We start from the raw sequence: 24538 nt of genomic DNA on the forward strand, positions 1-24538 counted from the left end.
CTTGCTGGAATCCAGATGCCGCCCTCCACCCCCCAACGCCTTCGCGGCGTGCTCGCCCCGGTCCTCACCCCCTTCGACGCCGCGCTGAAGCCCGACGCCGCGCGCTTCCTGCGGCTGTGCCGCTGGCTGGTGGCGCAGGACTGCGGGCTCGCGATGTTCGGCACCAACTCCGAGGGCAACTCGCTCTCGGTCGACGAGCGCATCGAGCTGCTGCGGCAGGCCGTGGCCGCGGGCGTGCCCGCCGCGCGCATGCTGCCGGGCACCGGCAGCTGCTCGCTGGCCGACGCGGTGCGGCTCACGCGCTGCGCGGTCGACCATGGCTGCGCCGGCGTGCTGGCGCTGCCGCCCTTCTATTACAAGAGCGTCACCGACGACGGGCTGTTCGCCTTCTTCAGCGAAGTGATCGAGCGGGTCGGCGACAGCGGCCTGCGGCTGTACCTCTATCACATCCCGCCGGTGGCGCAGGTGGGCTTCTCCCACGCGCTGGTCGAGCGCCTGCTCAAGCGCTACCCCGGCACGGTCGCCGGCATGAAGGACACCGGCGGCGACTGGGACTACACCGCGCGCACCATCAGGCAGTTCGGCCCCGCGGGCTTCGACGTCTTCGCGGGCACCGAGACCCTCCTGCTCGACACCCTGCGCCACGGCGGCGCGGGCTGCATCTCGGCCACCGCGAACGTCAATCCCCGCGCCATCGTGCGCCTGTTCGAGACGTGGCAGGACGCGGATGCCGATGCGCGGCAGGCGGCGCTCAACGCGGTGCGCGCGAAGTTCGCGGCCCATCCGCTGATTCCCGCCATGAAGTCGGCCATCGCGATGGCCACGGGCGATGCGCAATGGGCGCGCGTGCGGCCGCCGCTCGAAGCGCTCGATGCGCAGCGGCAGGAGGCCCTGCGGCAGGCGCTGCGCGACCAGGCTTTCGATCTCGCCGCACTCGACGTCGATGCCAGCGATCGCCACTGAACCGGTCGCGGCCGCGCCCTTCACCGAAGCCGAGCTCGCGCGCCTGCGCCACGACACGCCCGCCTGGGGCGCCGGCGCGCACTTCGCGCATGGCTCGGCGAGCCTGCCGCCCGAGCCCGTCTACGCGCAATGGCAGGCCTGGCTCGAGGCCGAGCGCACGCTGGGCACGCACCGCGCCGCCGAGCGGCATGCGGACGCGCTGCATGCGGTGCGCGCCAGCGTGGCGCGGCTCGTCAATGCGCAACCGCACCAGGTCGCGCTGCTGGGCTCCGCGAGCCAGGCCTGGGCCACCGCGATGAGCGCGGTCCACGCACCCCATGTGATCACGACCCATGACGAATACGGCGCGAACGCGCTCTACCTGCTGAATGCGGCGCAACAGCGGCGGCTCGGCTTCTCGGTGATCGGCACGCGGCCCGGCGCGACGCCGCTGACGCAGCGCCTGGACCATGCGCTGCGCCACGCACCCGCCGGCCGCCGCCCCGTGGTCTCGCTCGCCGCCGTGCCGACCGCCTGGGGCGCGGCCACGCCCATGGACGGCGTGGCGCGCTGCGTGCACGCGCATGGCGGCCTGCTGTTCCTCGATGCCAGCCATGCGGTGGGCCAGGGGCCGGTCGACATGCAGGCCCTCGGCTGCGACGTGCTGGTGTTTCCCACGCGCAAGTGGCTGCGCGGCCCGCGCGGCGCGGGCGTGCTGTGCCTGTCGCAGCGCGCGCTCGAGGCGCTGGGCACGCCCGATGCCGTCGACGTGGCCGGCGCGCAGTGGCTGGAGGCCGAGCGCCTGCAGCCCTGGTCCGATGCGCGGCGCTTCGAGGGCCACGAGTTCCATCCGGGCCTGCGGCTGGCGCTGGGCGCGGCCTGCGACTACGCGCTCGCGGTCGACCCGGCGCGCGTCGCGCGACAGAACGCGCTGATTCGCCAGCGCCTCGCGCATGCGCTGCAGGAACGCTTCGGCTGGCAGCCGCTCGAGGCCGGCCAGCCCGATCGCAGCGCGCTGCTGACCTACCGCCTTCCCGAGGCCTTCGGCGATGGCGCGGCCTTCGTCCGCCGCCTCGCCGACGCGGGCGTCCACGCCTCCTTCGTCGGCCCGCAGCACGCGCGCTGGGCGCTCGAGGCCGCGGGCCTGCCCGGCGTGCTGCGGCTCACGCCGCACTACCTCACGGACGACGACGAGATCGCGCGCCTCGTGCAGGCGATCGAGACCACGAATTCCCGCGTCCATCGCTGACGCGTTCCATCGACGAAGAACAAGGAGACACGCATGAAGCCCCATCCCCTCGCCCGCCTGGCCACCGCGCTCGCGCTGTTCGCCGCCGTCGCCGCGAGCCCGCCGGCCGCCGCGCAGGCCTATCCCTCGAAGCCCATCACCGTCGTCATCCAGTACCCGGTCGGCGGTCCTTCGGATGCCCTCGCGCGCCTGCTCGCGCCGCGCCTGCAGGCCGCGCTCGGGCAGCCGCTGGTGATCGAGGCCCGGGTCGGCGCCGGCGGCAACATCGGCACCGACGTCGTGGCCAAGGCCAAGCCCGACGGCTACACACTGCTGCTGTCCTCGAGCGGGCCGCTGGCGATCAGCCCCTGGCTCTATCCGAAGCTGCCCTATCGCCCGCTGAAGGACCTGGCGCCGGTGGTGCAGCTCGCGGCGGTGCCGCTGGTGCTCGAGGTCAACGACGCGCATCCGGCGCGCAGCGCGGCGGAGTTCCTGCGCCTGCTGAAGGCCAACCCCGGCAAGTACAGCTTCGGCTCGTCCGGCAACGGCACGCCGCAGCACCTGTCGGCGGTGCTGCTCGGTTCGATGACCGGCGTGACGCTCACGCACGTGCCCTACAAGGGCCAGGCGCCGATGGCCACCGACCTGATGGGCGGGCAGATCGACTTCGCGATCGACAGCATGGTCTCGGCCATGCCCAACCTCGCGACCGGGCGGCTGCGCGCGCTGGCCGTCACCGGCCGCCAGCGCTCGCCGCTGCTGCCCGGGGTGCCGACGATGGAAGAGGCCGGCGTGCCCGGCTACGAGGCGCTCGCCTGGTACGGCCTGATGGCGCCGGCGGGCACGCCGCGCGCCATCGTCGCGCGGCTCAACGAGGCCGCGCGCCAGGCGCTCGGCACGCCCGCCGTGCGCGAGCAGATCGCGCGGCTCGGCAGCGCGCCCGTGCACGGCACGCCCGAGCGCTTCGACGCCTTCATCCAGGCCGAGCACGACAAGTGGGGGCCGATCGTGAAGAGCACCGGCGCCGTGGTCGATTGAGGCCGCACCGCCCATGAAGATCGTCAGCATCGCGGAACGCACCGTTCCCATCGCCTCCTCGCTGCGCAACGCGCGCATCGATTTCAGCGAGATCACCGCCAGCGTGGTGGCCGTCGTCACCGACCAGTTCCGCGACGGCCGCCGCGTCGTCGGCCATGCCTTCAACTCCTTCGGCCGCTACGGCTGCGGCGGACCGCTGCGCGAGCGCTTCATACCGCGCCTGCTGCGTGCCACGCCCGCGGAACTCAACGACCCCGCCAGCGGCATCGTCGACCCGCAACGCGCGCTCGACCTGATGCTGCGGCGCGAGAAGGCCGGCGCCCATGCCGAGCGCTCGATGGCGGTCGGCACGCTGGAACTCGCGCTCTGGGACATCGTCGGCAAGATGCGCGGCCTGCCGCTGTACCGGGTGCTGGCCGAGCGCATGGGCGAGCCCGGCATCGAACCCGCGCGCTCGGTGCGCTGCTACGTGGGCGGCGGTTTCTACCGCGACCACGACGACCTGGCACGGCTCGGCGACGAGGTGCGCGGCCATCTCGATGCCGGCTACACCGAGCTCAAGATCAAGGCCGGCGGCCTGCCGCTGGCCGCCGAGCTGCGGCGCATCGAGTCGGTGCTGGCGCTGGTGGGCTCGGGCGCGCGGCTGGCGCTCGACGCGAGCTGCGCCTTCGGGCGCGACGAGGCGCTGGCCTTCGCGCGCGCCATCGCGCCCTACGGCCTGCGCTGGCTCGAGGAGCCCTGCGACCCGGCCGACTTCGAGACCTACCGCGCGGTCAGCGAGGCCTATGCGGGCACCGTCGCGGGCGGCGAGAACCTGTTCTCGCGCGAGGAGGTCGCCAACTTCCTGCGCTACGGCGGCTTCGAAGGCCGCGTCGTGCTGCAGCCCGATCCGCCGCTGGCCTACGGCCTGCTCGAGCTGCAGCGCATCGTGACGCTGGCACGGGCGCACGGCGTGGCGCGCGAGAACATCGTGCCGCACGGCGGCAACCTGATGTCGCTGCATGCGACCGCGGGGCTGGGGCTCGGCAGTGCGGAGTCCTATCCCGGGCTGTTCGGCCCCTTCGGCGGCTTCAGCCGCGAGGTCCGCATCGAGAACGGGCGCGCCACCCTGCCCGAGGCGCCGGGCATCGGCTTCGAGGAGCAGCCCGCGCTCTATCGCATCTTCCGCGAACTCGCGGCCAGCCTGGGGGTGTGAACGCGCGCGCGCCGGCCGCAGAATGCGCGGACAACGCCTGCCAGGAGACGCCCGCATGCCACGCCACCGCCCCGCCCGCCTGACCCACATCGCCGGCATCGGCGTCGACCGCATGGGCGCCATCGCCGACGACGCCGAGGGCCCGCCCTTCCTGCGGCTCGAGAACCTCGACGTCGACATCCCGCCCGATGCCGAGGCCGTGGCGCGCACCGTGCGCGCCGCCACCGAGGACGCGGACAACAGCTACCTGCCCTTCGTCGGCCAGGCGCGGCTGCGCGAGGTCGCGGCGCGCCATGTGTCCGAGCTCTCGGGCGTGGCCTACGAGGCGCGCCATTGCGTGATCTCGGCCGGCGGGCTCTCGGGCCTCCTCAATGCCCTGCTGGCCACGGTGGAGGTCGGCGACGAGGTGCTGGTGACCGACCCGACCTATGCCGGCCTGCTCAACCGCATCCGGCTCGCGGGCGGCACGCCGAAGTACGTGCCGTTTCGCTTCACGCCCGGCGGCGAATGGAAGCTCGACCGCGAGGCGCTGCGGGCCGCCGTGGGCCCGCGCGTGCGCACGATGCTGCTGATGTCGCCCTCGATGCCCTCGGGCGGCTTCTTCGACGCCGACGACTGGCGCGCGATCGCCGCGCTGTGCGTGCAGCACGACCTGACGCTGATCCTCGACGCCGCGATGGAGCGGCTGCTGTTCGACGGCCGCGAGCTCATCCATCCGGCCGGGCTGCCCGGCATGGCCGAGCGCACCATCACCGTGGGCTCGTCGGCCAAGGAACTGCGCATGATCGGCTGGCGCGTGGGCTGGACCGTGGCGCCCGAGAGCTACATGCCCGACCTGGTGGCGGTGTCGCTGGCCAACGTGGTGGTGCCGGTGGGCATCGCGCAGGACGCGGTCGCCACCGCGCTCGCGCAATCGCCGCGCACGCTGGCGCCCTATGTGGCCGAGCTCGAACGGCGACGCGACACGCTGCTCGACGAGCTGCGCGGCCTGCCCGTGGGCGTGCCGGCCGGCGGCTGGTCGATGCTGCTGCGCGCCAGCGATTTCGGCATCGACGGCCGGACGCTGTCCGAGCGGCTGCTGAAGGCGCGCGTGTGCGCCACCGCCATGCAGGGCTGGGGCGAGACGCATGGCGCGCAGTACCTGCGCTTCGTGTTCTCGAACGAGCCGGTGGAACGGCTGCGCGGCCTAGGCGACAAGGTGCGCGCGGCGCTGGGGGCTTAGGCCGAGGGCCACTCCGCCGGGTGGCTGCCCGGCGGCATCGAGGGCCGCGGCCAGGCGGCCGGCGTGCGCGCGAGCAGAGCACTGTGCCGCAGCCCCGCGAGTTCGCCGAAGCCCGAGGGCTCGGTTTCCACATAGGGCGCGATGTCGGGCCTGGCCGTGGCGAGCCCGCCGGGCACGCGGCCGAGTCCGCGCAGCCAGTGGCCGGTCTGCGCGAGCGACACCCGCACCAGCCAGCTGCCGCCCTCGCGCTGCTGTCGATGCAGCGCGGCGGCCGCGCCGAAGGCGATCAGGTAGCCCGTTGCCTCGTCGAGGATCTGCATCGGCAGCGGCTTCGGCTTGCCGTCGCCGGCCGCCTCGCCCTCGGCCTGGTTGAAACCCATGGCGGTCTGCACCAGCGAATCGAAGCCGCGGCGGCCTGCCCACGGGCCCTGCGTGCCATAGGCCGTGAGCGAGACGCAGACGATGCCGGGCCGCAGCGCCGCGAGCTGCGCCGGCCCGAAGCCCAGCGCCTCGAGGCCGCCGGGCCGGTAGCCCTGCACGAACACATGCGCCTGGCCGGCCAGCCGGCGCAGTGCCGCCTGTCCTTCGTCGGTGCGCAGGTCCACGTGCGTCGACAGCTTGCCGCGGCTGGTGTCGACGATGGCCTCGATGTTGGGCAGCCGCGGCGAGTTGACCAGCAGCACGTCGGCCCCGTAGGCCGCGAGCGCGCGCCCGCCGACCGGCCCGGCCAGGATGCGCGTGAGGTCGAGCACGCGCAGGCCCGCGAGCGGCCGCTGGTCCTCGCGCAGCGGCGGCAATGCAAGCGGTGCCGCGTCGCCGATGCGCTCGATGGTGAACAGCGGCTGCGCGGCGATCGCTTCGCCCTGCGGCGTGGCATCCCATTCGTCGAAGCGGCGCAGCGCAGTGGCCACCAGCCCGCGCGCGGCGGCGGCATTCTCGAAGTCGAGCGCACGCCAGCCGGCCATCGCGGCCTCGGCATCGGCGCGCACGGCCGTCGCGGGATCGAGGCCCAGCAGGCGCAGCGCGCCTTCGCGGTGGTGCGCGAAGTTGGCGTGGATGCGCACCCAGCCGTCCGCCGTGCGGTAGAGGCCCGAGAACGCGTCCCAGAGTTCGGGCACGCGGCCATCGAGGCTGAACCAGCCGGTGCATTCAAGCGCGGCATGGCGCATGTCGACCGCGACCGCCTGGCTCGGCACGCCGCGCGCATGGCCGAGTTCGCAGGCCGCCAGCGCGGCCGCGGCGATGCTGCCCTGCGCCGCCGCGCCGACCGCGAAGGACGACGGCAGCACCGGGTCGGCGCCCGTGAGCCGCGCCAGCGGCAGTGCGTCGGCCGGCAGGCCGGCCTGGCGCCAGAGGTCGTGGAGGATGTCGCTCGCGCTCATCTTTCGTTCTCTCCAATGAAAAAGGCAGGGCCCGCTCGCGCGGCCCTGCCCTTCGTTTGTCGTACCTGCCTTCGCCTTACTGGATCAGCTTGGCGCCGGTCTTGGCCTGCAGCGCATCGAAGCTCACGCCGGGCGCGAGTTCGATCACCTTGAGGCCCTCGGGCACCACGTCCATCACGGCGAGGTCGGTGATGATGCGGTCGACCACGCCCACGCCGGTCAGCGGCAGGGTGCACTTCTCGAGGATCTTGAAGTCCTCGGTGCCGTCCTTCTTCTTGGCCACGTGTTCCATCAGCACGATCACGCGCTTGACGCCGGCCACCAGGTCCATCGCGCCGCCCATGCCCTTGACCATCTTGCCCGGGATCATCCAGTTGGCGAGGTCGCCCTGGGTGCTCACCTGCATCGCGCCGAGGATCGAGAGGTTGATCTTGCCGCCGCGGATCATCGCGAAGCTGTCGTGGCTGCCGAAGATGGCCGAGCCCGGCAGCGTGGTGACGGTCTGCTTGCCGGCGTTGATCAGGTCGGCGTCGACCTGGTCCTCGGTCGGGAACGGGCCGATGCCCAGCATGCCGTTCTCGCTCTGCAGCCAGACTTCCTTGGTGCCCGTGTGGTTGGCCACCAGCGTCGGGATGCCGATGCCGAGGTTGACGTAGAAGCCGTCTTCCAGCTCTTGCGCGGCGCGCGCCGCCATCTGGTCTTGGGTCCAGGGCATCTCAGGCTCCTTCTTTCTTGTTGACGACCTTGGCCGGCACTTCGCTGCCGGCGGCGGCCTGGGCGATCGCCGTCTGGGCCTCGACCTTGGCGGCCGCGGCATCGACGCCGGCGCTCACGGTGCGCTTCTCGATGCGCTTCTCGGGCGTGGCATTGAGCACCAGGCGGTGCACGTAGATGCCCGGCAGGTGGATGTCGTCGGGGGCCAGCTCGCCCACCTCGACGATCTTCTCGACCTCGACGATGCAGATCTTGCCGGCCATCGCGGCCGCGGGATTGAAGTTGCGCGCCGTCAGGCGGAAGCGCAGGTTGCCAGACTTGTCGGCCACGTCGGCCTTGACCAGCGCCACATCGGGCACCAGCGAATGCTCCATCACGTAGGTCTCGCCGTCGAACTCGCGCAGTTCCTTGCCCTCGGCGACCTGCGTGCCCACGCCGGTCTTGGTGAAGAAGGCCGGGATGCCGGCGCCGCCGGCGCGCAGCTTCTCGGCCAGCGTGCCCTGCGGCGTGAATTCCAGCGCGAGCTCGCCCGCCAGGTACTGGCGTTCGAATTCCTTGTTCTCGCCCACGTAGGAGGCGATCATCTTCTTGATCTGGCGCGTCTCGAGCAGCTTGCCGAGGCCGAAGCCGTCGACGCCCGCGTTGTTCGAGATCACGGTGAGGTTCTGCGCGCCGGAATCCTTGAGCGCGTCGATGAGCGCCTCGGGAATGCCGCACAGGCCGAAGCCGCCGACCGCGAGCATCTGCCCGTCGGCCACGACCCCCTTGAGCGCCGCCTCGGCGGAGGGATAGATCTTGTTCACTCGTGCTCCTTGATTGGCTGTGTCGAGAGTGGGTGGGAAAGCCCTGAACGATACTACGTACCCGCATACGTAGTATTTCGTAATGGTGACCCCCGATGCAGGAGACGACCGATCGCAAGGCTGAGGCGGCAACGCCCGACATCGACTACCGGCTGGCCTTCGAGCACGCCCCGGTCGGGATGGTGGTGTCGCGCCACCGCGCCATCGTGGCCTGCAACCGGCGCGTGTGCGAGATCTTCGGCGCAACGCCCTCCGCGCTGGTGGGGCATTCGTTCAGCATCCTCTACCCCAGCCTCGCCGAGTTCGAACGCATCGGCAAGCGCATGGAGCCGATCATGAATGCCAGCGGGCACTACGCCGACAACCGCATGATGCGCCGCCTCGGCAGCCTGCACGGCGCGATCGCGGGCGAGACCTTCTGGTGCCATGTCACCGGCCATGCGATGAACCGCGCCATCCCGCACGAGTCGGGCATCTGGACCTTCGAGGACCTGGGCTCGCGCCGCGCGACCAAGGCCCAGCTCACGCCGCGCGAACGCGAGGTGGCGGCCCAGGTGATGCGCGGCCTGACCTCGAAGGAGATCGGCAAGGCGCTGGGCATCAGCCACCGCACGGTGGAACTGCACCGAGCGCGGCTGATGCGCAAGTACGCGGCGGCCACGACGGCGGAGCTGGTGCAGAAGCTGATCGCGGGCTGACTTGCTGCCCGAAGGGCGGCCTCAGAGATCGATCGCGAGGCGCACCATGTCGCGCAGCACGATGCCGTCCTGCTTCTGCACGCGCGCCGAGCGGCGCGTGAAGAAGCCGAAGTCGATGCCGCACAGGCGGAAGCCGAAGCGCTGGTAGAAGCCCAGCTCGCGCAGGCTGCTGTTGCCGGTGCCGACCTCGAGCCGCCGCGCGCCGTGCGCGCGGGCCAGCGCCTTCGCCTTGCGCAGCAGCGCCGTGCCAACGCCCTGCCCGCGCAGTGCCTCGTCCACCGCGATGTTCATCACCTCCCAGGTGCCGACGCGGGTCTGCATCAGCACCATCTGGCCCACCACGCGGCCGGCTCGCTCGGCCAGCCACAGCTCGCCGCGCCCGAGGTAGACGAGGATCTCGCGCCGCGGCCCGTCGGCGGCGAGCAGCAGCGTCCACGGCACCGCGTCGCCGGGGCCGAAGGGACGGATAGCGGTGGCGGAAAGGCGTCTGGCGGGGGCGGGCATGCGGGTGTCCTGTCGATGTCGTCGGCCCGCATTCTGGCTGCCGGAGCGCGGCGTCCGGCGATTGGTTCCCCGCGATCGTTGCCGAAACGGAAACGCCGTGTCGATGAAAGGCACGAACCACGGCGCTGTCGCAGGACTATCGTTGCAGTCATGCGGACACGGTGTCCGCGTCACTGTTCAAGGAGTCGTCTCATGACCACAGCCCTTCATTCCGAAAAGGCCCTTCTGCAATCGCGCCTGGCCGCGCATGCCCATGTGCTCGCCGTGCACAAGGCACCGGTCGCGCTGACGCTGGCCGCCGTCATCCTGTCGGTGCTCGGCGTGCGCGCCTGACCCTGGCACCCTGCCAGGGCTGAACGAGAGGCGCCGCGCCGCACGCATCGCGGGATGCGCCCACGGCGCCCCTCATTCAGCGCTCATTCTTCGCTATGCTCTGCGCCCTTTGGCAGGCACGCGCATGGCGATTCCCGACGAGATCCTTCCCTTCTGGCAACGCTTCGAGGCCGCCCTCGGCAGCGAGGCCGCTTCGCGCTTCTGCGAAGCCTTCCACTTCGACGACAACGAGGCCGGCGCCACCGAGCTCGCGCAACTCGTGCTCGAGGGCCGCAAGCGCGGCACCGCGAGCCTCGAATGGTCCTTCGCCGCCACGGGCCGCCCGCGGCCGCGTCCCGGCGATCTCAGTGTGGTGACCGACTGGCACGGCCGGCCGCTGTGCGTGATCGAGACGCGCGCGGTGGTGGTGATGCCCTTCGAGGAGGTCGGCGCGGACTTCGCGGCGGTCGAGGCCGAGGGCGACGGTTCGCTGCGCTACTGGCGCGAAGGCCACTGGCAGTACTTCAGCGGCGAGTGCGAGCGCATCGGCCGCAGGCCCGACCTGCGCATGCCGGTGCTGTGCGAGACCTTCGAGATGGTCTGGCGCGACTGAGCGATGTGCGCCGTGCGCCGCGGCACCTCAGTCGGTGCCGACCATCACGCTCGAGGCCTTGATCACCGCATAGGCCGTCTGTCCTTCGGCCAGCTTGAGCGAATCGGCCGAATTGCTGGTGATCGTCGAGACGATCTGGATGCCCGGCGCGATCTCGAGCGTGACCTCGGTGCTGACGGGGCCGCGGACGATGGAAATGACCTTGCCCGAAAGGACGTTGCGTGCGCTGATCTTCATGAATGCTCCTGGTTGGGTGTGAAAGCCCCCGGGCGGCCGCGATGCGCGTCGCCGGGGCGCGAGGCATGGTAGCGTGCCCGCCCTCGGCCCGGCACCGACCGGTACGCCGCGCGCTTCAGGAGGCCGGCAGCGCGCCGAGCAACCCGTCGACCCACCCCTGCAGGTCGAGGTCGCGAAAGCTGCGCAGCGCGGCATCGAGCACCGCTCCATGCGGCTGCTGCGCCAGCACCACCAGGCCGATGTCGCGCTGCAGTTGCGGCGACATCGGCCGCCAGCGTAGCTGCTCGGCGCCCTCGGCCAGGCACAGCACGCTGTGCGGCAGGATGCCGCAGAGGCCGGCCTGGCGCACGTGCGCGTAGAGCACCGTCATCGAGTCGGTCTCGACCTGCGGCACGGCCTTCACGCCCGCGGCGGCGAAGGCCGCGTCCATGCCGCGGCGGCACTGCATGTTGGTGGTGAACAGGCACAGCGGCAGGCTCGCGGCGTCGGCCCACGACATCGAGGCCGCGCCCTCGAACATGGCTTCGTCGGCCGCCACCAGCACATAGCGCTCGCGGAACACGGGCAGGGTCTGGAAGGCACCGAGCCGGTCGTCGTCGAGGTAGCTCAGGCCGATGTCGAGCTCGAAGTCGGCGATCTTGCGCAGGATCTCGGCGGCCGACAGCGTGTAGACCTCGTGCTTGAGCCGCGGATGCCGGCGCAGGCAGTCCTGCGTGAGCCGCGGCACCAGCGGCAGCGCGGCCGGGATCGCGCCCATGCGCAGCACGCCCACGGGATCGTTGCCGCCGGCGCGCGCCTCCTGCCGCAGGCCCTCGCAGTCGGCGAGCACGCGGCGCGCCCAGGCCAGCACGCGCTCGCCGTCGGCCGTGAAGCCCTCGAAGCGCCGGCCGCGCTGCACGATGACCACGCCCAGCTCTTCCTCGATGCTGCGGATGGCGCCCGAGAGCGCGGGCTGCGAGACGTTGCAGGCGGCGGCGGCGCGGCCGAAGTGCTGTTCGCGCGCGAGCGCGACGACGTAGTTCAGCTGGCGGATGAACATCGGGGCGAGGCGCGCGCCCGGCTCAGCCGTGCCGCGGGCAGATCGGCGACGTGCCGGACGGCCCGTCCTCCCTGCCCTCGCCCTGTGCCTGCGTGCCTTCCGCCGGCCCCGAGAAGGCCGCGGCGAAGCAGCCGATGCCCGCGCTGCGCAGCGGCAGGTAGCGCACCTGCTGGCGCGTGCACAGCCGCTTGAGGTTGTCCACCGATTCGTGGTCGATGCAGTCGACCGGAAAGACCACCACGTGGGCCCAGGACACGGCCGCGGCCAGCAGGCCTGCACGATCCTCGAGGCCGCCGCCGTGGCGCCGGAATTCCCCGCCATGGCGCAATACGAGGTCGCGGATCGCCGGATAGGTGCTGGGCCGGCCGCCCACGTAGAGGATGCGGCGCCCCTGCAGCTGCGCGTCGAGCTGCGCCGACTGGTCGTTGCGCCCGCCGTCGTCCGCGTTGAGCCGCAATTGCAGCTCGGCGGCCCCAAGCTCGCGGCCCAGCGCCTGGGTGTGGCGGCGCAGATGCTCGAGCGTCTCGGCGAGCTGCGCCGCCTCGGCCTGCGCGGCGGCGGCGGTCTGCTCGGCGCGTTCGCGGCGCGCGGTCTGCAGCGCGATCAGCGCGGCCGCCTTCTCGCTCCGGTCGGTCTCCTCCACCCGCTCCTGCCGGTCGGGGGCCGCTGCGGCCGTGGCCTCGATCAGCTCGCGCCGCAGCGCCGCGATCTGCCGGTCCCGCTCCTCCACCAGTTCCTGCGAGCGCAGCTGCTGGCGGTCGAGCTTCTCGCGCAGCTCGGCGTTGTCGCGCTCCAGCGCCACCAGCCGGCGGATGTCGGCGCGATTGGCCGCGCCGACCAGGTGCGAGAGCATGTGGACGTCGCCGAACACGCGCTGGCGCAGCGCGGGCGTGGTCTTGCGGTGCGTCAGCACGGCCCAGTAGGCGCCGGGCACCTCGCCCTGGTGCAGCGACTCGTCCCAGTAGGCGGTCAGGGCTTCGGCATCGGCCAGCTTCGCGGTGCGCTGCAGCGCCGGCGCATGCCGGTGGTCGAGCGCCTTCTGCAGCGCCTTCGCGACCTGCGGCTCGTGCGAGGTCAGCCGCACCGCGTCGTGGTGGATGTCGAGGTCGCTGGCGCCCTTCACGTCGGCGAAGCGCGCCATCAGCTTGCGCAGCTCGGCCGTGCTCAGGCAGGTGCCGATCACCGAGCAATGGAGATGGTGGTCGAGGTCCGCCAGCCTCGCACGGCCGGCCACGGCGGCCTCCGGCGCCTCGGGTTCGGGCGTGGCGCAGCATTCCACGGCGGCATAGCGCAGCGGCGAATCGGCGCGATCGACGCGCGTGAGCGCGGCATCGGCGGCGGCGAGAAGGCGGAAAGGCGGCTGCTGCATCGGCGGGGCGCGCGAAGGCGCGGTCTGGCGAAAACGACACCGCAATATACGACGCAACATAACGAAAGCCAAGCGGCGGGATTTTCGCCCGCCGGAAGGCTGCCGCGGCGCGGGCAGGCTCAGGTCTTGACGCCGTCGCGCTCGCGCGCCTCGAGCACGGCCCATTCCTCGTCGGTGAACAGCCGCGAGCGGGTCAGGAAGCGCACGCCCTCGGGCCCCTCGAGCGAGAACATGCCGCCGCGCCCCGGCACCACGTCGATGATCAGCTGCGTGTGCTGCCAGTACTCGAACTGCGGGCCGCTGATGTAGAACGGCATGCCGCCGATGTGGCCCAGCAGCCGGTCGTAGTCGCCGACGATGAACTCGCCCTGGGCATAGCACATGGGCGCGCTGCCGTCGCAGCAGCCGCCCGACTGGTGGAACATCAGCGCACCGTGCTTCGCGGCGAGCCTGTCGATCAGCGCCAGCGCCGCGTCGGTCGCGGTCACGCGCGGGACTTCTTGTGTCATGGAAAGCCTTCCTTCGGGGATGCACGAACGCCCCGCGCGTCCCGTCTCGGGCCGCGCGGGGCGTGCCTTGCGGCAGGGGATCAGAAGAAGCCGAGCTTGTTCTCGCTGTAGCTCACCAGCAGGTTCTTGGTCTGCTGGTAGTGGTCGAGCATCATGCGGTGGTTCTCGCGGCCGATGCCCGACTGCTTGTAGCCGCCGAAGGCCGCATGCGCCGGGTAGTGGTGGTAGCAGTTGGTCCACACGCGGCCGGCCTGGATGCCGCGGCCCATGCGGAAGGCGCGGTTCATGTCGCGGCTCCAGACGCCGGCGCCCAGGCCGTAGAGCGTGTCGTTGGCGATCGCCAGTGCCTCCTCCTCGTCCTTGAAGGTGGTGACCGAGACCACCGGGCCGAAGATCTCCTCCTGGAAGATGCGCATCTTGTTGTGGCCCTTGAACACGGTCGGCTTCACGTAGTAGCCGTCCTTGAGGTCGCCCCCGAGCGCGTTGCGTTCGCCACCGATCAGCACCTGCGCGCCCTCCTGCCGGCCGATGTCGAGGTACGAGAGGATCTTCTCGAGCTGCTCGCTCGAGGCCTGCGCGCCGATCATGGTCTCCATCTCGAGCGGGCTGCCCTGGCGGATCGCGGCCACGCGCTTCAACGCGCGCTCCATGAAGCGGTCATAGATCGACTCCTGGATCAGCGCGCGCGAGGGGCAGGTGCAGACCTCGCCCTGGTTGAGCGCGAACATCGCGAAGCCCTCGAGCGCCTTGTCGAAGAAGGCATCGTCCTTGTCGAGCACGTCGGCGAAGAAGATGTTGGGCGACTTGCCGCCGAGCTCGAGCGTCACGGGAATCAGGTTCTGGCTCGCGTACTGCGAGATCAGCCGGCCGGTCGTGGTCTCGCCCGTGAAGGCGATCTTGCCGATGCGGTTGCTCGAGGCCAGCGGCTTGCCGGCTTCCACGCCGAAGCCGTTGACCACGTTGACCACGCCCGGCGGCAGCAGGTCGCCGACGATCTCCATCAGCACCAGGATCGACACCGGCGTCTGCTCGGCCGGCTTGATCACCACGCAGTTGCCGGCCGCGAGCGCGGGCGCGAGCTTCCACACCGCCATCAGGATCGGGAAGTTCCACGGGATGATCTGGCCGACCACGCCGATCGGCTCGTGGAAGTGGTAGGCGAAGGTCTCGTGGTCGATCTCGCTGATGCCGCCTTCCTGCGAGCGGATGCAGGAGGCGAAGTAGCGGAAGTGGTCGACCGCCAGCGGCAGATCGGCCGCGGTGGTCTCGCGGATCGGCTTGCCGTTGTCCCAGGTCTCGGCGGCCGCGAGCACGGCCAGGTTCTCCTGCATGCGGTCGGCGATGCGGTTGAGGATGTTGGCGCGCTCGGTGGTCGAGGTGCGGCCCCAGGCGGCCTTGGCCTTGTGCGCCGCGTCGAGCGCGCGGTCGATGTCGGCGGCGCTCGAGCGCGGCACCTCGCAGAAGACCTGGCCGGTCACCGGCGTGATGTTCTCGAAGTACTGGTTGTCCACCGGCGCGACCCATTCGCCGCCGATGTAGTTGCCATAGCGCTTTTTGAACGGCACCGCGGTACCGAATTTGCCCGGTTCGAGCATGTCCATGCGTGTCTCCATGTGTGTTGCAGGCGCCGCGACATGCGGCGTCCCGCACGAAGGTCTGCAAGGCCCGTACCCGCCGGCCTCGGTGAAATCCCCAGCATGCCGGCCCGGGTCAAGGCCCTGTCGCAAGGGTTTTCTTTCGCAATCTGCGACATATCCGTGCGAACACGACGGTTAGCATGTCGCGAAAGGCGAACCGGTGCGAACCGGCGCGCACCCCGAACCGACTGGAGCCGTGGATGACCGACTCGCAATCGCCCTCGTCGCAGGTGGAACAGGCCCGGGAGCTCTTCTTCGTGCAGGGCCGCGACCCGGAGCCCTGGATCGCGCCGCACATCTCGCGTTCGTGGCGCCGCAGCCGGCCGGTCGATCCGCGCGGCGGCGACTGCGAGCCGCTGGCGCTGGCGCTGCTGCGCGAGCGGCGCGAGCAGGCGATGCGGCTGCTCGACTGCGCCCAGCCCGAGCTCGACGGGCTGGCCGAGCACGCCACCGGCAACGGCTGCGTGGTGGTGCTGTCGGACGCCAGCGGCCTGATCCTCGACGAGATCGGCAGCCCCGACTTCCTGCCCAAGGCCGAGCGCCTCGCGCTGCGGCCGGGCGCCGGCTGGTCGGAGCACCAGCGCGGCACCAACGCCATCGGCACCGCGCTGGCCGAGCGCGAGGCGCTGATGGTGCTCGGCGGCGAGCACTACCTGGCGCGCAACGGCACGCTGGGCTGCGCGGCGGCGCCGATCTTCACCGGCCGCGGCGAGGTCGCGGGCGCGCTCGACATCTCGGGCGAGACGGTGCGCGTCAACAGCCATGCGCTCGGGCTGGTGCGCATGGCGGCGCAGCAGGTCGGCCACCGCATGATGCTCAGCGAGGCCAGCGGCCACCTGCTGCGCTTCCATCCGCGGCCCTCGCTGATCGGCACCGCGCGCGAAGGCCTTATGGTGATCGCCGACGGCCGCATCGTCGCGGCCAACCACGTGGCCCTCGAGCTGTTCGGGCGCTCGTGGCAGGAGCTGCTCGACCTCGATGCCGCCACCTTCCTCGGCCGCGACTGGGCACGCATGGAGCGCCGCCGCAGCCTGCTCACGCTGCCGGGCGGCCGCCAGATCGCGACCGTGCTCGAACGCTCGACCCGGCCCGGCGAAACGCTGTCGCGCGGCGCGCGGCGCCAATGGACGCCCGAGGATTCGGCCGCCGCGCCGCCGCCCGACGACGTGCAGCCGCTGCTCGAGCGCGCGGTACGGGTGCTGAACCAGGGCGTGCCGGTGCTGGTGAACGGCGAGACCGGCAGCGGCAAGGAGGTGTTCGCGCGCCGGCTGCATGCCGCGAGCCGGCGCAGCGCGGGGCCCTTCGTCGCGGTCGACTGCGCCTCGCTGCCCGAGACCCTGATCGAGGCCGAGCTGTTCGGCTACGAGGACGGCGCCTTCACGGGCGCCCGCCGCCGCGGCGCGCCGGGCCGCATCCGCGAGGCGCATGGCGGCATGCTGTTCCTCGACGAGATCGCGGAGATGCCGCTGGCACTGCAGACGCGGCTGTTGCGCGTGCTCGAGGAGCGCACGGTGCGCCCGCTCGGCGGCGGCCAGGGCGTGGCGGTGGATTTCGACCTGGCCTGCGCCACGCACGGCGACCTGCCGGCGCTGGTGGCGGCCGGTCGCTTTCGCGCCGACCTGATGTACCGCGTGGCCGGCTTCACCGTGGCGCTGCCGCCGCTGCGCGAGCGCGCCGACCGGCATGCGCTGATCGCGCGGCTGTTCCTCGAGTCGGGCGGCGCCGCGCGCGAGCTGCGGCTGGAGGACGAGGCGCTCGAGGCGCTCGCGGCCTGCCCCTGGCCCGGCAACGTGCGCGAACTGCGCAGCGTGCTGCGCTCGATGGTCGCGCTGGCCGAGCCCGGCGACGCGGTCGGGGTCGATGCGCTGCCGGCGAGCCTGCGCGCGATGCCCGCGACGCCCACGACGGCGGCCGCCTCCGTCCGGGACGGTGCGAACCCCGCCTTCGGCAGCCCACCGCCGCTCGTGACCATCACGCGCCAGGCGATCGCGCAGGCGCTGCAGGACTGCGGGCACGACGTGGCCGAGGCCTCGCGCCGGCTCGGCATCCACCGCAGCACGGTCTACCGGCACCTGGCGCGCGAGCGCGGCCGGCGGCCGGCGGACTGAACGGCGGCAGGTAGATTCCCCGCGCGCGCCACGCCTTTCGTTATGTTTTTTAAAATATAGCGTATCGCTCGCTGTCCATCCGCTGCCCCCTCCACGCTTCCGTGTTCCCCATGATCAGCACCACCCCTCTCCACGGCCTGCTCGCGCTCGCCGACGAGCGCCACCTGGGCCGCGCGGCCCAGGCCAGCCGCATGTCGCCGGCCGAGTTCGCGCAGGCCCTCCAGGCGCTCGAGGCCGAGTACGGCCATGCCTTGCTGCGCACCTCCGAGCCGTCCGTCGAGCGCAGCCAGCGCTTCGAGGGCTTCACGCCGCAGGGCGAGCAGGTGCTGGCCTGGGCGCGCGGCTTTCTCGCGCAGAGCGAGGCCCTGCGGCAAGAACTCCAGGCCTCGCGCACCGAGGCCGCGCTGGCGCCGCTGCTCGAGCGCCGCTCGGTCTCGCCCAAGCGGCTGCGCCCGCCCGCGCCCACGGCCGAGCACATCGACGCGATGCTGCAGGCGGCATTGCGCGCGCCCGACCATGGCGGCCTGCATCCCTGGCGCGTGATCGAGTTCCGCGAGGCGCAGCGCGCCGCGCTGGCCGAGCGCTTCGAGGCCGAGAAGCTGCGCCGCGATCCGCTGGCCTCGGCCTCCGACCAGCGCCGCGCGCGCGAGCATGCGACGCGCCCGCCCGCGCTGCTGGCCTTCGTGGTCGTGCCGCGCGCGCGCAGCAGGGTGCCGGCGCGCGAGCAGTGGCTGGCCGCCGGCGCCGCGCTCGGCAACCTGCTGAATGCCGCGCACCAGCTGGGCTTCGGCGCGATCGTGCTGAGCGGCGAGCGCTGCTTCGATCCGGTGCTGGCCACCGAACTCGGCGTGCGTCCCGAGGAATTCCTCGCGGGCTTCGTGAGCATCGGCAGCGTGGCCGAGGCACCGCCCGCGCGCGATCACGCGCTGCCGGGCGAGGTCTGGTCGGCCTGGACGCCGCCAACCGTGCCCACGCCCTCCCCCGACCTCACCCACTCCGACCCGTCACGATGAGCACCCTCCCGACAAGCCGCACCGAAGCCACTGGCACGAAGTTCTCGCTGGCCGCCATGCAGCGCGCACGCGCGCTGTCGCAGCTCGCGGTGCGCCGCATCGCCTCGGCCGTGCGGCCGGGCATGACGCAGCGGCAGGCCTGCGATCTCGCCACCGCCACCCTGCAGAAGCTGGAGATCGAGCGCAACTGGCATCCGGTCATCGTGCGCTTCGGCGAGGACACGCTCAAGACCTTCCGCGAGGCATCGGATCCGGCGCGCGTGCTCGGCGAGCGCGACATCTTCTTCATCGACATCGGTCCGGTCTGGGACGGCCACGAGGGCGACGCGGGCGACAGCTTCGTGGTCGGCGACGACGCGCGGATGGCGGCCTGCGCCGAGGCCGCGCGCACGCTGTGGCACGAGGTCGCCGCGCGCTGGCGCGCCGACCGGCTCAGCGGCCAGGCGCTCTATGCCTTCGCCGCCGAGCGCGCGCAGGCCATGGGCTGGCGCCTCAATCTCGACATCAAGGGCCATCGCGTCTGCGACTTCCCGCATGCGATCTACCAGGCCGGGCGGCTCGGCGATTTCGGCCTCTGTCCCGCGACCGGGTTGTGGATCCTCGAGATCCAGATCGCGCATCCCGCGCTGCCCTTCGGCGCCTTCTACGAAGACCTGCTGATCGCCGACGACGCGGCACGGGCGGCCGCGGGCGGGGCAGCCACGGAGCAGCTGTTCTCGTACGGCACACTGCAGCTGCAATCGGTGCAGATGGCCACCTTCGGCCGGCTGCTGGCCGGCCGGCTCGACCAGTTGCCCGGCTACCGCCTGGAGCGGCTCGCGATCCGCGATCCGGCCGTGGTCGCGACCAGCGGCAAGAGCCATCATCCGATCGTGGTGCCCACGGGCCGCGCCGAGGACGGCGTCGACGGCGCGGTGTTCGCGATCACGCCGGCCGAGCTCGCGCTGTCGGATGCCTACGAGGTCGAGGACTACCGGCGTGAGCGGGTGCGGCTCGCTTCGGGCCTCGAGGCCTGGGCCTATGTCGACGCGCGCGGCCAGCCCCGCTGAGGCTGGCGCGCGCGCGGCTGCCGCTCAGGGCGTGTCCGCCGCGAACACCTCGATCGCGACCAGGTTCGACACCGAGCGGCCCTGCTTGACCTCGCCCGGCACCACGAGGCGCGCGACGCCGTTCGCGCCGAGCCCCTCGCCGTTCATGTCGTAGGCGATGAGCGCGCCCTTGTTGCCGAAGCCCGGATCGATCTCGCCGAGCGAGACCGCGGCGCGGTAGCCGTCGCTGCCGGTGGCCACGGCATACATCGACAGGCTGGGGTTCTTGCCCGCGGGCAGGCGCAGGCCCAGGCTGTTGAGCAGCGTCCAGAGGCTGACGCCGGTGTAGACGTTGGCGCCCACGGTCTGGGTGACCGGCACCATCGCCTGCAGCGCCTTGAGGTCGAAGCTCAGCGGCGTGGTGACCGCGCCCGACACCGCGAAGCTCGCGGACACCCCGCCGCCCGTGCCGGCGGCGGTGGCGGCCGAGGGCTGCACCCGCAGCCGCACGAGTTGCGAGACGTAGCGCCCGCCCTTGATGTCGCCCGGCGCGGTGACGCGGAACGGCCCGTCGGCCGCGGCCAGCGGCCCCGAGCCGGCGCCGGTGGTTTCGGCATAGGCCACGATCGCCGGCTTGTTGCCGAAGTCGGGGCTCAGCTCGCCGAGCGCGAACACCACGCGGTAGCCGTCGGCGCCGGTGGCCAGCACGTGGCGGCTCAACGGGTCGTTCTTGCGCGTGGCGTCGACCTGGAGGCCCGCGTCGGACAGCAGCGACCATAGGCTGGTGCCGGTGTAGGTGCGGGTCTGCGGCGTGCTGCCGCTGTTGAAGTTCACCGTCTGCGTGAGGGCGGCGCGCGCGGCGAGGTCGGCCTCGGCGTAGTCGGCGGGACGGTCGATGGCGCCCTCGAGCTTGACCGTGGGCGCCGGCGGCGCGGGAGGAGGCGGCGGTGGGGGAGAAGGCGGTGCGGGCGCGGGCGCGGGAGGCGGCACGGTCGGCAGGAACACCGCGCCATCGCCCCCACCGCCGCAGCCGGCGACCACGACCGCCACCAGACCGGACATCACGCCCGCGGACCAATGTTTCATATCCACCTCGTCTCCATGTTTTTCGATATGTTTATTCTTACATAGCGAATTCATTCGAATCCAATAGCTCTATTCGTATTCGATTTATCACTGTGCATGTATGGATACGGCGAAGGGCCGATCTCCGCCGCGACCGAACAGCGTGCGCCCTTGCCCGTCCCTTCATCAGGCGAGAGACTTCGCCCTTGCCCTCACTTCCGGTCCCCGCATGCCCTCCGACGCCGCCCTGCCCGCTTCCGGCCTCTCGGCCGTGCCCTCCACATTGCGCATCCCGCTGGCCGCGCGCGCCTTCGGCGATGCGATGTTTCCGCGCCTGGCGATCGGCGACGCGAGCGCGGCGCGCCTGCTGGCCACGCTCGAGGACCAGGCCCCGCCGCTGCCGCGCGACCGCGCCACGGTCTATGGCGTGCTGGCGCGCACGCGCTGCTTCCGCGCGCTCGCGCGCGACTTCCTGCAGGCGCATGCCGGCGGCCATGTGGTCAACCTCGGCTGCGGCCTGAGCCACTACTTCCAATGGCTCGACGACGGCCGCTCGCGCATGACCGACGCCGACCTGCCCGAGGTGCTCGCGGTGCGCCGCGCGCTGATGGCCAACGACGAGCCGCGCCACGAGGTGCGGCCGCTCGACCTCACCGCCCCCGGCTGGTGGGACGGCCTCGGCCTGCCCGCGCGCGACGGGCCGCCGGTGTTCCTGTTCTCGGAAGGCGTGCTGATGTACCTCGAGCCCGCGCAGGTCGAGGCGGTGTTCGCGACCTTCGGCGAGCGCGCGCCCGCGGGGTCGGTGCTGGCCTTCGATGCCATGTGCTGGCTCGCCACCGGCCGCGCGCACCGGCATCCCTCGGTGCGACCCACGGGCGCGCAGTTCCGCTGGGGCCTGCGCCGGCCGGCCGAGCTGGCGCGCGCGCATCCGCGGCTGCGGCTCGCGGGCATCCATGAGGTGATGACCGGCTATGGCTTTCCGCACGGAATGCTGTCGCGTGCGATCGGCGCCGTCTTCGGTGTGCCGATGTACGCGGTGTATGCGCTGCATGCGGCGGGCTGAGCGCGGCCCGATACACAAACGCACAATTTCGTCGCATCGCCGGCCTTGTCCGGCGGCGTTTGCGCGGAATGGCTGACGCGCCGCGGGCCGCCGCGCGGGCAAGCTCCAGTCTCGTCCCGCCCACCGAACCTGCGCCTCCCGGCACAGGCCGGTGCCTTCACGACGGAGGAGTTTCGCGCTGCATTAGGATCGCCCGGCCGTCGCGCCGGCGCCTGCTCTCCTTCGTCCACTCCCCGGAGTTCGCCCGAACTCGCCAAAGCCATCGCAACCCTCAAGAAAACAATGCTTGATCGCCGATCCTTCCTTGCCGCCGGCAGCACCGCCGCCGCCCTCGCCGCCCTCGGGCTGCCCGCCGAAGCGCTGGCCGCCAACGGGCTGCAGCTGAGCCAGCCCCGGCCCTTCTCGTTCGACAACCTGATCGCGGAGGCCAAATCCCTCGCCGGCCGGCCCTATGCCGCGCCGGCGCCGCTCGCGCCGCAGGTGCTCGACAAGATCGACTACGACGCGCACGGCAAGCTCAAGTTCGACCCGGCCAACGCCCTGTTCCGCGACGGTCCGGGCGCCTTCCCCGTCACCTTCTTCCACCTCGGCCGCTTCTTCCAGACGCCGGTGCGCATGCACGTGCTCGAGAGCTCCGACGGCGACGGCTTCGCGCGCGAGGTGCTCTACAGCCCGTCGTACTTCTCGATGCCGGCCGACAGCCCGGCGCGCGCGCTGCCCGAGGGCGCCGGCTTCGCGGGCTTCCGCCTGCAGGAAAGCCGCCTGGGCGACCAGAGCAAGCTCGACTGGCAGAAGAACGACTGGGTCGCCTTCCTCGGCGCCTCCTACTTCCGCGCCATCGGCGAGCTGTTCCAGTACGGCCTGTCGGCGCGCGGCATCGCGCTCGAGGTGGCCGTGCCCGACCGGCCCGAGGAATTCCCTGCCTTCACGCGCTTCTATTTCGAGACGCCCGCGCCCGGCAACACGACTTCGATGACGGTCTATGCGCTGCTCGAGGGACCAAGCGTCGCCGGCGTGTTCAAGTTCGTGATGCAGCGCGGCAAGGCCGTGATCATGGACATCGACTCGCGCCTGTTCCTGCGCCGCGACGTGGCGCGCCTGGGCCTGGTGCCGCTGACCTCGATGTACTGGTATTCCGAGACCGCCAAGCCCACCGCGATCGACTGGCGCCCCGAGGTGCACGACTCCGACGGCCTCGCGATCTGGAACGGCGCGGGCGAGCGCATCTGGCGCCCGCTCAACAACCCGACGCAGACGCGCGCCTCGGCCTTCGCCGACACCGCGCCCAAGGGCTTCGGCCTGCTGCAGCGCGACCGTTCCTTCGATCACTACCAGGATGGCGTCTACTACGAGAAGCGCCCGAGCCTGTGGGTCGAGCCGCTGGGCAACTGGGGCGAGGGCTCGGTGCAGCTGATCGAGATCCCGACCGACGACGAGATCCACGACAACATCGTGGCCTTCTGGGTGCCCAAGGCCGATGCCAAGGCCGGCGCCAGCTACAACCTCAAGTACCGCCTGCACTGGACCGACCAGGAGCCCTATCCCTCGCCGCTGGCGCGCTGCGTGGCGACGCGCATCGGGCGCGGCGGCCAGCCGGGCCAGCCGCGGCCGCCGGGCGTGCGCAAGTTCATGGTCGAGTTCATCGGCGCGCCGCTCGCCAACATCCCGTTCGGCGTCAAGCCCGAGCTGGTGCTCACGGCCTCGCGCGGCAAGTTCTCCTACATATTCGCGGAGGCCGTGCCCAACGGCGTCACCGGCCACTGGCGCGCGCAGTTCGACTTCACGGCCGAGGGCAACGAGCCGGTCGACATGCGGCTGTACCTGAAGAATGGCGACCAGACGCTGACCGAGACCTGGCTGTACCAGTACCAGCCGGGCTGAGGCCATCCGCCTTCGATCGGCGGCACGCGTGGCAGCGCTCGGGGCCATCGGCCGATTGTTGGCGATTCGTGAATAAACAAGTGACGCGCGGCATCTTGGTCCGCGCGGGGGTGGCACCCAAACTTCCTTGCGTTGTCAACGCCGCGTCGCGGCATCACCCAAGGAAAGAAGTCATGTCCACCTCTTCGCTCAAGCTCGATGGAAAGATCGCCCTCGTCACCGGCGGCACCAGCGGCATCGGCCTGGCCACCGCGCAACGCTTCGTGGCCGAAGGCGCCCACGTCTTCGTCACCGGCCGCCGCCAGGCCGAGCTCGACGCGGCCGTGAAAGCCATCGGCCGCAACGTCACGGGCGTGCTCGGCGACGTCTCGAAGCTCGACGACCTCGACCGCCTCTACGACACCATCCGCGCGCAGAAGGGCCGGCTCGACGTGCTGTTCGCCAACGCGGGCGGCGGCAGCCTGGTGCCGCTGGGCCAGATCACCGAGGAGCACTTCGACAAGACCTTCGGCATCAACGTGCGCGGCCTGCTGTTCACCGTGCAGAAGGCGCTGCCGCTGATGCCCAAGGGCTCGTCGATCGTGCTGAACGCCTCGATCACCAGCATCAAGGGCATGCCGGCCTTCAGCGTCTACAGCGCGACCAAGGCCGCGGTGCGCAGCTTCGCGCGCAGCTGGGCCGTGGACCTGAAGGACGCCGGCATCCGCGTCAACGCGGTCAGCCCGGGCGTGGTGCCGACCCCGGCCTACGAGCTGCTGGGCCTCACGCCCGAGCAGGTCGAGGGCTTCATCGAATCGCAGGCCCAGGCCATTCCGCTGGGCCGCGTCGGCACGCCCGACGAGATCGCCAAGGCCGTGGTGTTCCTGGCCTCGGACGACAGCAGCTTCGTCAATGCCACCGAACTCTTCGTCGATGGCGGCATGGCGCAGATCTGAAGC

Annotated in this window: 24 protein-coding genes; 14 read left to right on the forward strand and 10 right to left on the reverse strand. The window is 71.7% G+C overall.

Going from position 1 to position 24538, the window contains the following annotated elements; genetic code table 11:
* Nucleotides 1-15: 15 nt before the first annotated feature.
* Genes AC1HIL_RS23940 through AC1HIL_RS23960 form a run of 5 tightly spaced genes read left to right on the forward strand, consistent with a single transcriptional unit; the run spans nucleotide 16 to nucleotide 5625 of the window.
* On the forward strand, nucleotides 16-963 hold the full coding sequence (locus tag AC1HIL_RS23940; RefSeq protein ID WP_479670172.1) for a dihydrodipicolinate synthase family protein: 948 nt from the start codon (nucleotides 16-18) through the stop codon (nucleotides 961-963).
* Nucleotides 944-2191, forward strand: a complete 1248-nt coding sequence (locus AC1HIL_RS23945; RefSeq protein WP_479670173.1) for an aminotransferase class V-fold PLP-dependent enzyme — start codon at nucleotides 944-946, stop codon at nucleotides 2189-2191. Before AC1HIL_RS23940 ends, AC1HIL_RS23945 begins: the two co-directional genes overlap by 20 nt.
* 33 nt (nucleotides 2192-2224) lie before the next feature.
* A complete protein-coding gene (locus AC1HIL_RS23950; protein WP_479670174.1) occupies nucleotides 2225-3208 on the forward strand; it encodes a Bug family tripartite tricarboxylate transporter substrate binding protein in 984 nt (327 codons plus the stop codon).
* A 13-nt stretch (nucleotides 3209-3221) separates the two neighbouring features.
* The gene (locus AC1HIL_RS23955; protein ID WP_413763101.1) at nucleotides 3222-4403 is read left to right on the forward strand and encodes an enolase C-terminal domain-like protein; all 1182 of its coding nucleotides are present in this window, start codon (nucleotides 3222-3224) and stop codon (nucleotides 4401-4403) included.
* Nucleotides 4404-4458: 55 nt separating this feature from the next.
* Nucleotides 4459-5625 carry a pyridoxal phosphate-dependent aminotransferase gene (locus AC1HIL_RS23960; protein WP_479670175.1) on the forward strand — a complete coding sequence of 389 codons (1167 nt, stop codon included), beginning with the start codon at nucleotides 4459-4461 and terminating at the stop codon, nucleotides 5623-5625.
* Here the strand turns inward: AC1HIL_RS23960 and AC1HIL_RS23965 are convergent.
* The 3 genes from AC1HIL_RS23965 to AC1HIL_RS23975 form a co-directional block, all read right to left on the reverse strand.
* Nucleotides 5622-7007 (reverse strand): CoA transferase, encoded by a 1386-nt coding sequence (locus AC1HIL_RS23965; RefSeq protein ID WP_479670176.1) that lies wholly within the window; start codon nucleotides 7005-7007, stop codon nucleotides 5622-5624. The genes AC1HIL_RS23960 and AC1HIL_RS23965 overlap by 4 nt on opposite strands.
* 76 nt (nucleotides 7008-7083) lie before the next feature.
* Nucleotides 7084-7722 (reverse strand): 3-oxoacid CoA-transferase subunit B, encoded by a 639-nt coding sequence (locus tag AC1HIL_RS23970; protein WP_057595049.1) that lies wholly within the window; start codon nucleotides 7720-7722, stop codon nucleotides 7084-7086.
* 1 nt (nucleotide 7723) lies between these two features.
* Complete coding sequence (locus AC1HIL_RS23975) at nucleotides 7724-8524, reverse strand: CoA transferase subunit A (RefSeq protein ID WP_057595048.1); 801 nt, start codon at nucleotides 8522-8524, stop codon at nucleotides 7724-7726.
* A gap of 95 nt (nucleotides 8525-8619) precedes the next feature.
* On the opposite strand from AC1HIL_RS23975, the gene AC1HIL_RS23980 reads away from it, so the two are divergent.
* On the forward strand, nucleotides 8620-9222 hold the full coding sequence (locus AC1HIL_RS23980; RefSeq protein ID WP_261206766.1) for a LuxR C-terminal-related transcriptional regulator: 603 nt from the start codon (nucleotides 8620-8622) through the stop codon (nucleotides 9220-9222).
* A 21-nt stretch (nucleotides 9223-9243) separates the two neighbouring features.
* Here the strand turns inward: AC1HIL_RS23980 and AC1HIL_RS23985 are convergent, their stop codons facing one another.
* Nucleotides 9244-9726: a GNAT family N-acetyltransferase gene (locus AC1HIL_RS23985; RefSeq protein WP_479670177.1), complete on the reverse strand. Its 483-nt coding sequence runs from the start codon at nucleotides 9724-9726 to the stop codon at nucleotides 9244-9246.
* 192 nt (nucleotides 9727-9918) lie between these two features.
* Between AC1HIL_RS23985 and AC1HIL_RS23990 the strand changes: the two genes are divergently transcribed.
* Both AC1HIL_RS23990 and AC1HIL_RS23995 read left to right on the forward strand, forming a co-directional pair.
* A complete protein-coding gene (locus tag AC1HIL_RS23990; RefSeq protein WP_172705439.1) occupies nucleotides 9919-10059 on the forward strand; it encodes a hypothetical protein in 141 nt (46 codons plus the stop codon).
* A gap of 124 nt (nucleotides 10060-10183) precedes the next feature.
* Complete coding sequence (locus AC1HIL_RS23995) at nucleotides 10184-10651, forward strand: ASCH domain-containing protein (protein WP_479670178.1); 468 nt, start codon at nucleotides 10184-10186, stop codon at nucleotides 10649-10651.
* Between the two features lie 27 nt (nucleotides 10652-10678).
* Here the strand turns inward: AC1HIL_RS23995 and AC1HIL_RS24000 are convergent, their stop codons facing one another.
* From AC1HIL_RS24000 to adh, 5 genes are all read right to left on the reverse strand, one after another.
* Nucleotides 10679-10888, reverse strand: coding sequence for a TOBE domain-containing protein (locus tag AC1HIL_RS24000; RefSeq protein ID WP_057597434.1), 210 nt, complete (start codon nucleotides 10886-10888; stop codon nucleotides 10679-10681).
* A 115-nt stretch (nucleotides 10889-11003) separates the two neighbouring features.
* Entirely contained in the window at nucleotides 11004-11927 is a 924-nt protein-coding gene (locus tag AC1HIL_RS24005) for a LysR family transcriptional regulator (RefSeq protein ID WP_057597435.1), read from the reverse strand.
* A gap of 22 nt (nucleotides 11928-11949) precedes the next feature.
* Nucleotides 11950-13296 carry a DUF2325 domain-containing protein gene (locus tag AC1HIL_RS24010; protein WP_057597436.1) on the reverse strand — a complete coding sequence of 449 codons (1347 nt, stop codon included), beginning with the start codon at nucleotides 13294-13296 and terminating at the stop codon, nucleotides 11950-11952.
* A gap of 119 nt (nucleotides 13297-13415) precedes the next feature.
* Nucleotides 13416-13805, reverse strand: coding sequence for a DUF779 domain-containing protein (locus AC1HIL_RS24015; protein WP_057597437.1), 390 nt, complete (start codon nucleotides 13803-13805; stop codon nucleotides 13416-13418).
* A gap of 80 nt (nucleotides 13806-13885) precedes the next feature.
* Complete coding sequence (adh, locus tag AC1HIL_RS24020) at nucleotides 13886-15406, reverse strand: aldehyde dehydrogenase (protein WP_479670179.1); 1521 nt, start codon at nucleotides 15404-15406, stop codon at nucleotides 13886-13888.
* Between the two features lie 236 nt (nucleotides 15407-15642).
* Between adh and AC1HIL_RS24025 the strand changes: the two genes are divergently transcribed.
* From AC1HIL_RS24025 to AC1HIL_RS24035, 3 genes are all read left to right on the forward strand, one after another.
* Nucleotides 15643-17550: a sigma-54-dependent Fis family transcriptional regulator gene (locus tag AC1HIL_RS24025; RefSeq protein ID WP_479670180.1), complete on the forward strand. Its 1908-nt coding sequence runs from the start codon at nucleotides 15643-15645 to the stop codon at nucleotides 17548-17550.
* Between the two features lie 110 nt (nucleotides 17551-17660).
* Nucleotides 17661-18563 carry a nitroreductase family protein gene (locus AC1HIL_RS24030; protein WP_479670181.1) on the forward strand — a complete coding sequence of 301 codons (903 nt, stop codon included), beginning with the start codon at nucleotides 17661-17663 and terminating at the stop codon, nucleotides 18561-18563.
* Nucleotides 18560-19612 (forward strand): M24 family metallopeptidase, encoded by a 1053-nt coding sequence (locus tag AC1HIL_RS24035; RefSeq protein ID WP_064262340.1) that lies wholly within the window; start codon nucleotides 18560-18562, stop codon nucleotides 19610-19612. The genes AC1HIL_RS24030 and AC1HIL_RS24035 overlap by 4 nt, the downstream gene beginning before the upstream one ends.
* Before the next feature lie 24 nt (nucleotides 19613-19636).
* Here AC1HIL_RS24035 and AC1HIL_RS24040 read toward each other — a convergent pair whose 3' ends face one another.
* Nucleotides 19637-20677: a molybdopterin-dependent oxidoreductase gene (locus AC1HIL_RS24040; RefSeq protein WP_479670182.1), complete on the reverse strand. Its 1041-nt coding sequence runs from the start codon at nucleotides 20675-20677 to the stop codon at nucleotides 19637-19639.
* Nucleotides 20678-20885: 208 nt separating this feature from the next.
* Here AC1HIL_RS24040 and AC1HIL_RS24045 point away from each other — a divergent pair, with 208 nt between their 5' ends.
* From AC1HIL_RS24045 to AC1HIL_RS24055, 3 genes are all read left to right on the forward strand, one after another.
* Nucleotides 20886-21719, forward strand: a complete 834-nt coding sequence (locus tag AC1HIL_RS24045; RefSeq protein ID WP_479670183.1) for a class I SAM-dependent methyltransferase — start codon at nucleotides 20886-20888, stop codon at nucleotides 21717-21719.
* Between the two features lie 282 nt (nucleotides 21720-22001).
* Nucleotides 22002-23600, forward strand: a complete 1599-nt coding sequence (locus AC1HIL_RS24050; protein WP_479670184.1) for an OpgD/OpgG family glucan biosynthesis protein — start codon at nucleotides 22002-22004, stop codon at nucleotides 23598-23600.
* Between the two features lie 173 nt (nucleotides 23601-23773).
* Entirely contained in the window at nucleotides 23774-24535 is a 762-nt protein-coding gene (locus AC1HIL_RS24055; RefSeq protein WP_479670185.1) for a glucose 1-dehydrogenase, read from the forward strand.
* The last annotated feature ends 3 nt before the right edge of the window (nucleotides 24536-24538 follow it).

The organism is Variovorax sp. ISS6 (assembly GCF_056523145.1).